Here is a 12228-nt window from a genome sequence, read left to right as displayed (position 1 = left end):
GGGCAAGCCTGGCGCGCGCGCCTTCGCCGCGGCCTTGGCCGCGATGGCCGCGCCGCGGGCCCCGCCGACGGCGGGCAGGCCCGCGGTACGCGCCGGCGCAGGCTTGCGCTCGACGACGGCGTCCAGGGAGAGGGGAAATTTCGGGCGGCGCGGGGCAGTGCTCATGACGGCCGGGGACTGCGCGTGGAAGGGCTTATGCCAGCCACTGGTTGATCTGCTCGAGCTGACCGCGATGYGTCAGGTCCAGCTGCAAGGGGGTCAGCGAGACGTAGCCTTCGCCGGTGGCGTGGAAATCCGTGCCTTCGCTCGCGTCGCGCGCGTCACCGGCCGGGCCGATCCAGTAGTTGGTATCGCCGCGCGGGTTGACCTGCGTGATCACCGGCTGGGAAGGATGGCGCTTGCCGAGCCGTGTCGCCCGATAGCCCCGGATATGTTCGAACGGCAGGTTGGGAATATTGACGTTGAGCAAGAACGGTTCGGCCGCCGGCTTGGCGATATAGCGCTCGACAATGTCGCGCGCCACGCGCGCCGCCGCGTCAAGCTGCGTCCAGCCTTTGTCCACCTGCGAAAACGCGATCGAGGGAATCCCGAGCAGGAAGCCCTCGATGGCAGCGGCGACGGTGCCCGAGTACAGCACGTCCTCGCCCATGTTCTGGCCCTGGTTGATGCCGGACACCACCAGGTCGGGTTTTTCGTCCAGCAGGCCGGTCAGGGCAATATGCACGCAATCGGTCGGCGTGCCGTTGACGAAGCGAAAACCCTTCTGCACGCCCTCGCTCGCCTCGAAGATCGACAGCGGCCGTTGCAGGGTCAGCGAATTCGAAGCGCCGCTGTGGTTCTGCTCGGGCGCGATCACCGTGATGCGTGCCAGCGGCGCCAGCGCGGCGTGCAGCGCGGCAAGCCCTGGCGCCAGGTAACCGTCATCGTTTGCGAGGAGGATATGCATGGCCGCGATTGTACCCGACAAGGCTGCTGCGCACGCCCTGACCGCGCCGCAAAATCCGCCTCCTGCGCGGCTCGGCGGGGATCTGTGCGGAAGCTAACAGAACGACCGTGCTATTTTTGCGCTACACTTGCCCGGGCCCGTCTGGCGTAATGCGGATACGGCGCCAACGCAACAGGCGCCGGCCCGCGCATCCACCGCGCATGCACCTTTTTGCGCCATCGCCGCCGGGCAACGGACATAACAACCCGTAGAACATATCACCGGAGACATGATGAAAGCCGTACTGTGCAAAGCCTGGGGCCCGCCCGATTCGCTGGTTCTCGAAACCCTGCCCGATCTCGTGCCCGCCCAGGGCGAAGTCGTGATCGACGTCAAGGCGGCCGGCGTGAATTTCCCCGACGTCCTCATCATCCAGAACAAATACCAGGCCAAGCCGCAACTGCCCTTCTCGCCGGGCTCGGAACTGGCGGGCGTGGTCAATGCCGTCGGCGAGGGCGTGACCCACGTCAAGCCGGGCGACAAGGTCATCGCCTACCTGGGCAACGGCGCCTTCGCGTCGCAGGCCAAAGCCCCGGCCAGTGCCGTGGTGCCGATGCCGCCGGGCATCGACTTCGAGACCGCCGCGGCATTCACGCTCACCTACGGCACGTCGCACCACGCCGTGATCGACCGCGGCGAACTGAAGGCGGGACAGACCMTGCTGGTGCTCGGCGCGGCCGGCGGCGTGGGCCTGGCTGCCATCGAGATCGGCAAGGCCATCGGCGCGCGCGTGATCGCGGCCGCCTCCACCGATGAAAAGCTGGCGGTGTGCAAGGAGCACGGCGCCGATGCGCTGATCAACTACAGCACCGAAGACCTGCGCGAGCGCGTCAAGGCGCTCACCGACGGCAAGGGCCCCGACGTCGTCTATGACCCGGTCGGCGGCATCTATGCGGAGCCGGCCTTCCGCTCGATCGGCTGGCGCGGCCGCTACCTGGTGGTGGGCTTCGCCAACGGCGAGATCCCCAAGCTGCCGCTGAACCTGGCGCTGCTCAAGGGCGCCTCGCTGGTGGGCGTGTTCTGGGGCGACTTCGCGCGCCGCGAGCCCAAGGCCAACCAGGCCAATATGGCGCAGATGCTGGGCTGGATGAAGGAAGGCAAGATCCGCCCGCACATCTCCGCGCGCTATCCGCTCGAGCAGGCACCGCAGGCGCTCAAGGACATGGAAGCCCGCAAGGTCACCGGCAAGATCGTCATCGTGCCCTGATCATGCCCTGGTCCCGCACGCGGCCACCACTGGCTGCCGTGCGCACTGCGTGAAAGAAAAGAGCGCCTGGGTGCCAACGCACCCGGCGCTCTTTTCATTTCCGCCTGCTTGTTCGCGTAGCCGATGAAGTCGCGCGGGACGCTGGCGTTCTGCCGGCTGCGGGCCGGCATCGTTGCCGCCCTCCAAGTTCTGCCAGTACCACGCGCGGCTACAGGCGCTCGGTCTCGCCCGTGCGCGGCTGCCACTTCATCAGCCGCTTCTCCACGCTGCCCACCAGCGTGTCCAGCACCAGCGCCGCCGCGGTCAGCACCACGATGCCGGCGAACACGGTGTTGATGTCGAAGGTGCCTTCGGCCTGCAGGATCAGATAGCCCACCCCGCGTGCCGAGCCGAGGTATTCGCCCACCACCGCGCCAACGAAGGCCAGGCCCACCGAGGTATGCAGCGAGGAAAAGACCCAGCTGGTCGCGCTSGGCAGGTAGACATGGCGCAGCAGCTGYTKSCGGTTCGCGCCCAGCATGCGCACRTTGGCCAGCACCACSGGGCTGACTTCCTTGACRCCCTGGTAGACGTTGAAGAACACGATGAAGAACACCAGCGTCACTGCCAGCGCCACCTTGGACCAGATGCCCAGGCCGAACCACACGGCGAAGATCGGTGCCAGGATCACGCGCGGCATCGAGTTCATGGCCTTGATATAGGGATCGAGGATGGCCGAGGTGAGCGGGCTGAGCGCCAGCCACAGGCCCACGCCGAGCCCGGCGGCGGTACCGATGCCGAACGCCAGCAGCGTCTCGATCAGGGTCACGCCGAGGTGGATGTAGATATCGCGCTCGACCACGAACCAGGTCCAGATGCGCTGGGCCACCATCAGCGGTTCACCGAAGAAGAAGGCAACCTGCTGCGAACGCGTGGCGATATGCCAAGCGCCGAGGATCACTACGAGGACGAGCAACTGCCAGAAGCGCAGCATGCCCTTGGAGTCGGGACGGAATGCCATGGGAATGGAATGGAAATCAGTGCGGATTGAATGGGAGAGATGCCTGCGATGCGGCGGCGGCCGTGTCAGGCCACCTTGCGCTGCTGCGCGTAGCCTTTCAGCACCTCTTCGCGCAGCACGTCCCAGATGGCGGCGTGCAGTTCGATGAACCGCGGGTGATTGYGGATCTCGGCCACGTCGCGCGGGCGCGGCAGGTCGATGACGAACTCGCCGATCGGGTGCGTGCCGGGTCCCGCCGACAGCACGACCACGCGATCGCTCATGGCAATGGCTTCATCGAGGTCGTGGGTGATGAACAGCACCGCCTTGCGCTTGGCCGCCCACAGGTCCAGCACCTCGTTCTCCATCAACTGGCGGGTCTGGATGTCGAGCGCGGAAAACGGCTCGTCCATCAGGATGATGTCCGGGTCCAGCACCAGCGTCTGCGCCAGGCTCACGCGCTTGCGCATGCCGCCCGAGAGCTGGTGCGGGTAGCGGTCGCCGAAACCGCCCAGGCCCACGCGGCGCAGCCAGGCCTCGCCCTCCTGCTGCGCCTCGGCGCGCGGCATGCCGCGGAACTCGAGTCCGGCGATCACATTGTCCAGCGCGCTGCGCCACGGCATCAGCGCTTCGGCCTGGAACATATATCCGGCGCGCTCGTTGATGCCGCGCAGCGGCTCGCCGAACACCCGCACTTCGCCAATCGACGGCTGCAGCAGGCCGGCACCGACATTGAGCAAGGTGGACTTGCCGCAGCCGGTCGGGCCCACTACGGAAACGAACTCGCCGGGCTGGATGTCGAGGGTGACGTCCTTGACGGCGGTATAGCGCTGGCTGCGGTCTTCGCGCGAGACGAAGGTGCAGGTGACGTTGTCGAGGGAAAGTGCGGCAGTGCTCATGGCTGGCTCTTGGCGAATCTTTGGCGAATCTTTGGCGAATCCCGGCGATGCGGCACCGTCGATACCGCACGGCGCCTCGGCGCGACTGGAGTACGTGAATCCGTGAAATCGTGCGGCGGGCCTCAGGGCCGCGCAAATGCAAAGGCCCGCTGCGTGCAGCGGGCCACAGGCTCCCGTTGCGCGGGCGAAGCCTTACTTGTACTTGGCGTTGGCCTTCTGCACGAAGCTGTTGGTGAACGTGTTCTCCAGCTTGATGGCCTTGCCCTTCAGGTCCGGGTCGAACTGCTGCAGCGTATTGAGCGCGGTCTTGGGACCATCGGCGGGCATCGTGCCGTCCGGCGAGATCGCTTCCTTGACCTTGTCCCAGGCGGACAGGTACAGCGCGCGGTCGCCCAGCAGGTAGCTCTCCGGCACGGTCTTGACGATGTCGGACGGACCAGCCTTTTGCAGCCACTTGAGCGCACGCACCATGGCGTTGGTCAGGGCCTGCGTGGTGTTCGGGTTCTGCTGGATGAAGGCGCTCGATGCGTAGAGGCAGCCGGACGGCATGTTGCCGCCGAACACCGCCTGGGTGTCCTTGAGCGTGCGGGTATCCGAGGCGATGTGCACTTCGTTCTTCTGCGTCAGCATCGACACCACCGGATCGAGGTTGGCCATCGCGTCGATCTGGCCCGAGCGCATCGCGGCCACCGCGCCGGCGCTGGCGCCGACGCCGATGAAGGACACGTCCGACGCCTTCAGCCCGGCCTTGGCCAGCACGAAATTGGCCATCATGTTGGTGGACGATCCCGGCGCGGTGACGCCGATCTTCTTGCCCTTCAGGTCGGCCACGGACTTGAAGTTGGGCATGGTCTTGTTGGAGACCACCAGCACGATCTGCGGGGCACGGCCCTGCAGCACGAATTCCTGGTACTGCTGGCCCTTGGCCTGCAGGTTGAGGGTGTGCTCGTAGGCGCCGGAAACCACGTCCGCGCTGCCGCCCACCACGGCCTGCAGCGCCTTGGCGCCGCCGGCGAAGTCGACGATGTCGACGTCGAGGCCTTCATCCTTGAAATAGCCGAGACGCTCGGCGATGGTCAGCGGCAGGTAGTAGAACAGGTTCTTGCCGCCGACGGCGATGGTGACCTTGGTCTTCTCGGGCTTGCCCTGCGCCTGCGCATAGCCACCGAAGGTGAGCCAGCCAGCCAGGAACAGCGCCAGCGCGATCAGCGCCTGCTTCCAGAATTTCTTGTTATACATTGCTCTCTCCTACCTGTTGTACCCGGGGCAACCGTGCCGCGCAGCGGCAAGCTGCGATGCTATCCGATGCGCACCGGGGCCGCATCGGGATCAACACCTATGCCGTGCCCGGTGCCGCTGCGACGGCATCGACGATACAGGGCGAGCCTTTCGGCCGCCTTTCGACCGCCTTTCGACCACAGTCCGGCCCTCGCTCGACCGCCCCACTGCTTCGGGCCGCGCCGGCACGCCGGTTTCCACCTGGCTCACTCGGCGTGGATATCGGCGGACTTGATCACCTTGCCCCAGCGCGCCAGTTCGCCGCGCTGGTAGGTCGCCAGCTGCTGCGGCCCCATGAATTTCGCCTCCGCGCCCAGTTCCTCGGCCTTCTTGCGGAAGGCGTCGGTCTGCATGATGCGCTCGATCTCGCCGGCCAGCTTGTCGATGATCGGCCTGGGCGTGCCGGCCGGCGCGTACATGGCGAACCAGGAAGACACGTCGAGGTCGGGATAGCCGGCCTCGGGCGCGGAAGGCACGTCCTTCAGGCTGGGCAGGCGCTGCTTGCTGGTCACCACCAGCGGGCGCAGCTTGCCGCCCTGGATATGCCCCATCAGCGGCGGCGGCGTGGTGATGGTGAGGTCGACGGAGCCGCCCAGCAGGTCGGTCATGGCCGGGCCCGTGCCCTTGTATGGGACATGGGTGATCTGGATGCCGGCCTTCCTTGAGCGTCTTGACCGGCAGGCTCGGGCGCACCACCAGCACTTGCGGCGCCGACAGGAGATTGGCGACCGGCGCGAAGTCCTTCACCGGGTCCCACGAGGTCTTCGTCAGCAGCGGCGTGATGACCTGGTAGCCGGAGTACTGCACCATCAGGGTGTAGCCGTCCGGCTTGGCGCGCGCCACGGTCTGCGCCGCGATGCCGCCCGAGCCGCCGGGACGGTTGTCCACCACCACCGGCTGGCCGAGCGCCTTGGCCAGCGGCTCGGAAATCATGCGCGCGGCCAGGTCGGTGGTGCCGCCGGCGGCGGCCGACACCACCAGCGTCACGGGCCGCTGCGGCCACGCGCCGTCCTGCGCCGAAGCGGTGGCGCCGGCCAGGCCGGCGACCAGCGCCGCGGCGGCGGCAAGCGCCCTGCGGCGCGCGGGCGATGCAGCGCGCATGGCAGCGGACAGGCTGGACTGCGAGGACTGCGAGGAATGCGAACGTGTGTCGGCGTATGCCGGGATGCGGGGCATGGGTGTCTCCTGCTTGCTGCTCTTTGAGCTTGGTCTTGTCTTGCGCCCGCGCCGGCCCTCGCCGCGCGGTGCGCACCCGCTCTTGCGGGTTTTTTCCAGGGAATGCCTAACGGGTTCCTGCGGGCACGGCTCAGGGCTGCGTGCCGTCCTGCGCGGCAAAATGGCCGGCCAGCCACGCCGGCGGCTGGTGCGTGCGCAGGCGCGGGCCGGCCCGCAGCAGCTGGCTGGCGGTGTCGCGCTGGACCAGCGCCGGCAAGCCCGCCACCACGTCGAGCAGGCGGCCCAGGTCCACGCCGGTGTCCACGCCCATTGCGGCGAACATATGCACCAGCTCCTCGGTGCTGACGTTGCCGCTCGCCCCGGGCGCGTAAGGACAGCCGCCGAGTCCGCCGGCGGCGGCGTCGAAGCGCGTCACGCCCACCTGCCACGCGGCCAGCGCGTTGGCCAGGCCCATGCCGCGCGTGTTGTGAAGATGGATGGTCAGGCCGGTCCGCGGCAGTTCACGCTGGAAGCGTTCGCACAGCGCCGCGACCTGCGTGGGATAGGCCATGCCGGTGGTATCGCACAGCGTGATGCCGCTCGCGCCGGCCTCGGCGAACGACCTGGCGAGCGCCATCACGGCGTCGGCGTCGACCTCGCCCTCGAAGGGGCAGCCGAACACCGTGGACAGCGAGACATTGACCGGCACGCCGGCCTCGCCCGCCGCCGCGGTCATCGCCAGCAACTGCGCCTGCGACTGCGCGCGCGTCATGCGCAGGTTGGCGCGGTTGTGGGTCTCGCTGGCGGACATCACCAGATTGAGCTCGTCGGGCCGGCAAGACAGCGCACGCTCCAGGCCGCGCAGGTTGGGCACCAGCGCGGTATAGCGCACGCCGGCGGCGCGCTGCATGCGGTGCATCACGGCTTCGGCATCGGCCAGCGCGGGAATCGCCTTGGCCGAGGTGAAGGAAGTTGCCTCGATACGGGCAAAGCCACACGCGGACAGCGCATCCAGGAAGGCCACCTTGGCATCGGTCGGCACCACCACCGGCTCGATCTGCAGGCCGTCGCGCGGCGCCACCTCGTTGATCTCGATGCGGGCCGGGCCGCGCAGAGCGGCCGGCGTGGCGAAGGCGGCGGCGCTCATGCCACCACCCCGCGTGCGCGCAGGTCGGCGATGGTGGCGGCGTCGAAGCCGGCCTTCGCCAGCACCGCATCGGTATGCTCGCCCAGCGTGGGCGCGCGGTCGTGGATGGCACCCGGGCTGCCCGACAGCTTGGGCATGATGCCCGGCACCTCCACGGTCAGCCCGCCGGCCGAGGTCACGCTCTCGATCACGCCGCGCGCACGGTAGTGCGGGTCTTCGGCGATGTCCTTGACCGTGTAGATGCGGCCCGAGGGCACTTCGGCCTGCTTGAGCGCGGCCAGCGCATCCTCCACGCTCTGGCTGCGGGTCCAGGCCGCGATGGCCGCATCGATTTCCTCGACGCGCCTGACGCGGCCGTCGTTGCGCTCCAGCGCCGGATCCCCGGCCAGGTCGGCGCGGCCCATGGCATGCATCAGGCGCTTGAAGATGGCGTCGCCGTTGGCGGCGACCAGCACATACTCTCCGCTGGCGCAGGGATAGGCATTGGACGGTGCGATGCCGGGCAAGGCGCCGCCGGCCGGCTGGCGCACCGCGCCAAATGCGGAGTACTCCGGCAGCAGGCTCTCGCTCAGGTTGAACAACGATTCGTAGAGGGCCACGTCGATCACCTGCCCCTGGCCGCCGCGCGCGTCGCGCTCGTACAGCGCCAGCAGCACACCGAGCGCGCCATGCAGGCCGGCGATGGTGTCGCCCAGCGACAGGCCCGCGCGCACCGGGGCGCGGCCGGGCTCGCCGGTCAGGTAGCGCAGGCCGCCCATGGCCTCGGCCACCGCGGCAAAGCCGGGTTCGTCCTTCTTCGGGCCGGTCTGGCCGTAGCCGGAAACCCGCACCATGATCAGGCCGGGATTGTCCGCGCGCAGCGACTCGAAGCCCAGGCCCCACTTTTCCATGGTGCCGGGCCGGAAGTTCTCGATCAGCACGTCGGCCCCGGCCGCCAGCTTGCGCACCACCGCCTGGCCTTCGGCCTGGCGCAGGTCGATGCAGATCGATTGCTTGTTGCGCGACTGTGCCTCCCACCAGACCGACGTCTCGCCATGCAACATGCGCCATTTGCGCAGCGGGTCGCCCTGCCCGGGCGGCTCGACCTTGACCACCTGGGCGCCGAAATCGGCGAGGGTCTTGGCGGCAAAGGGGCCGGCAATCAGTTGTCCGAGTTCCAGGACCCGAATGCCTTCGAGAATCTGTCGCGCCATGTGGAGGGTCTCCGTGCCGTATCGGTTGCTGCGTGCCGGGCATCCTGGCTATCTGCCGGCGCCACGCCTTGTTTCGACGCAGTTTGCCCTAGCCGCGCGCATGGCGGAATCGGCATTCGGAGAAGCGGGTTGTCTTGGAACGCGAAAGCTGTCCGGTCGGGCGCTTGCTCCAGGACGAAGCGAAGCGGGCCTGGCCAGGCGTGCGGCTGCAGACCGTACAAGCCGTGCGGCAAGGCCGCGCAACCACGCCGGGACCGTCTTGAAGCGACCGTTCAGAACGGCGCGCGGTCGCCGCAAAGATGCGTGATCAGCAGCCGCGCCGACACCGTCAGCCCGGCCGGATCGCGCATGCCGATCAGGAGCGAGCGGCGCGCCCAGGCGTCCTGCAGCGCCACCAGCGACAGGCCCATCGACTGCACATGCGGCTCGGCCGCGATGCGCGGCAGCACGCCCACGCCCAGCCCCGCCATCACCATGCGGCACATGGCATCGAAGCTGCGCACCTGGATGCGCAGGCGGAACGGCCGGTCCAGCCGGCTGCTCTCCTCCAGCAGGCGCGCGGCAAGCGACGTCACCTGCGGCAGGCTGACGAAGTCGTATTCGAGGGTATCGGCATAGCGCACCGGCCCGCGCTCCGAGAGCGGATGGTGCGGCGGCGTGACCAGCACCAGTTCGTCCTGGCGGTACTCGACGGTGACCAGGCCGGCGCTGGGCGTGCGGTCGGCAAAGATGCCGACGTCGGCGCGGTTCTCGACCAGCGCAGCCACGATTTCGCTGCTGTTCTGCTCTTCGAGCTCGATGCGGATGGTGGGATGCAGCGCCATGAAGGTCGCCAGGTCATCGGGCAGGAACTGCGTGATGGCCGAGGTATTGGCGCACACGCGCACCTGGCCGCGCACGCCGCTGGCGTAGTCGGACATCACGCCGGCCATGCGCTCCACATCCTGCAGGATGGTGAGCGCGTGATGGAAGCAGGCCTGCCCGGCCTCGGTCAGCTGCACGCCGGCGGCGTGGCGGAAGAACAGCGGCGCGCCGACCGCGGCTTCCAGGTCGGAGATGCGCTTGCTGGCCGCGGCCACGGCCAGGTGGGACTGGCGCGCGCCCGCGGAGATGCTGCCCTGGCGAGCCACAGCGACGAACAGCCCGAGCGTGACGAGGTCGAAGCGAGCAAGGTTCATGCGGTTGCGTTCAGCCCATGGAGGCAGGCACGGCTACACCGAGCGCCGGTCCATCACCGCGCGGGCGATGGTGCCGGCATCGACGTACTCCAGCTCGCCGCCCACCGGCACGCCGCGCGCCAGGCGCGACACCTTGAGTCCGCGCGCCTTCAGCATCTCGCCCACATAGTGCGCGGTGGCTTCGCCCTCGCTGGTGAAATTGGTCGCGACGATGACCTCGGCAACCGGGCCGCCCAGGGCCGGGTCGGTGGCGCGCGCCAGCAGCCGGTCCAGGTGGATCTCGCGCGGGCCGACGCCGTCCAGCGGCGAGAGCCGGCCCATCAGCACGAAGTACTGGCCGCGGTAGGTCAGGGTCTGCTCGATCATGGCCTGGTCGGACGGCGTTTCCACCACGCACAGCAGCGAGGCGTCGCGCCGCTCGTCCAGGCAGGTCGAGCAGATTTCCTGCTCGGTGAAGGTATTGCAGCGCGAGCAATGCTTGATGCCGTCGGCCGCGCCGCGCAGCGCGTCGCCGAGCTTGCGCGCGCCTTCGCGGTCGTGCTGCAGCAGATGGTAGGCCATGCGCTGCGCGGACTTGGGGCCGACGCCGGGCAAGACCCGCAGGGCCTCGATCAGCGCCTGCAGCGAAGTCGGTGGCGCGTTCTTCACGCGGCGCCTCCGTCGGCGGGGCGCCGGTCGGGCGCGGCCATGCTCACCACCGGCGTGTGGTGCAGCACGGTGGGAAACGGCTCGTAGAAATGGTGCAGCAGGGCCTTCCACTGCTGGTATTCGGGAGAGCCGCGGAAACCTTGCGTGTGATCTTCCAGCGTGCGCCAGCGGACCGTCAGCAGGTAGTCGGACGGCTGCTCGATACAGCGATGCAGTTCGAGCCCGAGGAAACCCGGCATGCCCGCGATGATATGGCGTGCGTGCCCGAAGGCCGCCTCGAAGGCGACCTCCTGGCCGGGCCGTACCGGCAGCACTGCGGATTCGAGGATCATGCCTGGCTCCGTTGCGCGCATCAGACTCGGGACGCGGCTCAGAACGGCATCTTGAAGCCCGGCGGCAGCGGCAGGCCAGACGTCATCGATCCCATCTTTTCCTGCGTGGTCGCCTCGGCCTTGCGCACGGCGTCGTTGAAGGCAGCCGCCACCAGGTCTTCCAGCAATTCCTTGTCCTCGCCCTCGGCCAGCAGGCTGGGGTCGATGGAGACGCGCTTGACGTCGTTCTTGCAGGTCATGGTCACCTTGACCAGGCCGGCGCCGGACTGGCCCTCGACCTCGATCAGGGCAAGCTGCTCCTGCATCTTCTTCATGTTTTCCTGCATCTGCTGGGCTTGCTTCATCAGCCCGGCCAGTTGGCCCTTCATCATGGAAAGCTCCTGATTAGCGTGTTGGATGGAAACCACGGGCCGCCGCGCGTCATGGGCGCCGGCGACCCGTCATGGAAGTCGTTCAATCGGTCAGGCCGCCCGCGGCTGGATCGACCCGGGCAGGATATGGCCGCCGAACTCGCGCAGCAAGCCCTGCACAAAGGGATCCCCCTCGATGGTGGCCTCGGCCTCGCGCTGGCGCTCGGCGCGCGCCTGGGCATCCGCCGCCGCCGCCGTATCGGCGACCGCGCCGATCTCGCATTGCACCCGCACCTCGGTACCGAGGTGCTCGCCCAGCGTCTGCTGCAGGCGCTCGACCACGCCGGCCTCGGTGATGGGCGCCACCGGCGCGCGCAGATGGAATGTACGCCCCACCACCTGTACCAGTTCGCTCTGGTAGGCAAGCTGCTGCGCCAGCCCCTTGAGCGACAGGCTGGCGGCCAGCGCCGGCCAGGCGCCGGTGAAGACCGGCGGCGTGCCGTCTTCGCCGGCCACCGGCGGCTTGGGCGGGGTAAGGCGCACGGCTGCGACAGGCTCTGCCGGTGCCGGTGCCGGCGCCTGTGCAGGAGCGGCCTGCACGGCTGGCCGGGCCGGCTCGCGGCGCTGTGGCGCCGGCTGCCGTGCGGGCATGGGTTCGGGATCGCTGCCGTAGGCGTCGCTGCCGTACGGACCAATGACCGGCAGGTCCGGCGGCAGGTCTTCCCACGGCGGCACGTCGCTGCTGCCGGCGAATTCCCACGGCGGGACATCGCCGGACGGGCCAGGATCGGCAGGCTCCATGGCGGGCGCGCGGCGCGGCGGCGGCTCGGCGCGAGCCGGCGCGGCGGCAACCGGGGCCGGCCGCACCACCGCGGCC

General features: G+C 68.8%; 12 protein-coding genes and 2 pseudogenes. 1 reads left to right on the top strand and 13 read right to left on the bottom strand.

What is annotated here, in order from left to right:
* Nucleotides 1-165: pseudogene (locus tag AC1DK4_RS40115) on the bottom strand (protein-L-isoaspartate(D-aspartate) O-methyltransferase); the annotation flags it as partial.
* Between the two features lie 28 nt (nucleotides 166-193).
* Nucleotides 194-946 (bottom strand): 5'/3'-nucleotidase SurE, encoded by a 753-nt coding sequence (gene surE, locus AC1DK4_RS40110; protein ID WP_441624308.1) that lies wholly within the window; start codon nucleotides 944-946, stop codon nucleotides 194-196.
* Between the two features lie 271 nt (nucleotides 947-1217).
* Here surE and AC1DK4_RS40105 point away from each other — a divergent pair, with 271 nt between their 5' ends.
* Entirely contained in the window at nucleotides 1218-2192 is a 975-nt protein-coding gene (locus tag AC1DK4_RS40105) for an NADPH:quinone oxidoreductase family protein (protein ID WP_477132235.1), read from the top strand.
* A 208-nt stretch (nucleotides 2193-2400) separates the two neighbouring features.
* Here AC1DK4_RS40105 and AC1DK4_RS40100 read toward each other — a convergent pair whose 3' ends face one another.
* The 11 genes and pseudogenes from AC1DK4_RS40100 to AC1DK4_RS40050 all read right to left on the bottom strand — a co-directional run.
* Nucleotides 2401-3192, bottom strand: coding sequence for an ABC transporter permease (locus tag AC1DK4_RS40100; RefSeq protein WP_477132234.1), 792 nt, complete (start codon nucleotides 3190-3192; stop codon nucleotides 2401-2403).
* Nucleotides 3193-3257: 65 nt separating this feature from the next.
* Nucleotides 3258-4070 carry an ABC transporter ATP-binding protein gene (locus tag AC1DK4_RS40095; RefSeq protein WP_477132233.1) on the bottom strand — a complete coding sequence of 271 codons (813 nt, stop codon included), beginning with the start codon at nucleotides 4068-4070 and terminating at the stop codon, nucleotides 3258-3260.
* Between the two features lie 192 nt (nucleotides 4071-4262).
* On the bottom strand, nucleotides 4263-5309 hold the full coding sequence (locus AC1DK4_RS40090; protein WP_441624302.1) for an ABC transporter substrate-binding protein: 1047 nt from the start codon (nucleotides 5307-5309) through the stop codon (nucleotides 4263-4265).
* A gap of 245 nt (nucleotides 5310-5554) precedes the next feature.
* Nucleotides 5555-6449, bottom strand: a pseudogene (locus tag AC1DK4_RS40085) (Bug family tripartite tricarboxylate transporter substrate binding protein).
* 205 nt (nucleotides 6450-6654) lie between these two features.
* A complete protein-coding gene (locus AC1DK4_RS40080; protein WP_441624300.1) occupies nucleotides 6655-7650 on the bottom strand; it encodes a hydroxymethylglutaryl-CoA lyase in 996 nt (331 codons plus the stop codon).
* Nucleotides 7647-8843, bottom strand: a complete 1197-nt coding sequence (locus AC1DK4_RS40075; RefSeq protein ID WP_441624298.1) for a CaiB/BaiF CoA transferase family protein — start codon at nucleotides 8841-8843, stop codon at nucleotides 7647-7649. The genes AC1DK4_RS40080 and AC1DK4_RS40075 overlap by 4 nt, the downstream gene beginning before the upstream one ends.
* A 272-nt stretch (nucleotides 8844-9115) precedes the next feature.
* Nucleotides 9116-10021, bottom strand: a complete 906-nt coding sequence (locus tag AC1DK4_RS40070) for a LysR family transcriptional regulator (RefSeq protein WP_441624296.1) — start codon at nucleotides 10019-10021, stop codon at nucleotides 9116-9118.
* Nucleotides 10022-10054: 33 nt separating this feature from the next.
* Entirely contained in the window at nucleotides 10055-10669 is a 615-nt protein-coding gene (gene recR, locus AC1DK4_RS40065; RefSeq protein WP_441624294.1) for a recombination mediator RecR, read from the bottom strand.
* Complete coding sequence (locus AC1DK4_RS40060) at nucleotides 10666-11001, bottom strand: antibiotic biosynthesis monooxygenase family protein (protein ID WP_441624292.1); 336 nt, start codon at nucleotides 10999-11001, stop codon at nucleotides 10666-10668. Before AC1DK4_RS40060 ends, recR begins: the two co-directional genes overlap by 4 nt.
* Nucleotides 11002-11039: 38 nt before the next feature.
* Nucleotides 11040-11372: a YbaB/EbfC family nucleoid-associated protein gene (locus tag AC1DK4_RS40055; protein WP_420998475.1), complete on the bottom strand. Its 333-nt coding sequence runs from the start codon at nucleotides 11370-11372 to the stop codon at nucleotides 11040-11042.
* Between the two features lie 90 nt (nucleotides 11373-11462).
* On the bottom strand, nucleotides 11463-12228 hold a 766-nt coding region (locus AC1DK4_RS40050; RefSeq protein ID WP_477132232.1), incomplete at its 5' end, for a DNA polymerase III subunit gamma/tau C-terminal domain-containing protein.

The organism is Cupriavidus sp. 05N38, assembly GCF_056397345.1.
Note: the sequence above shows the minus strand (reverse complement) of the source record. Positions and strands in the feature narration are given on the sequence as shown.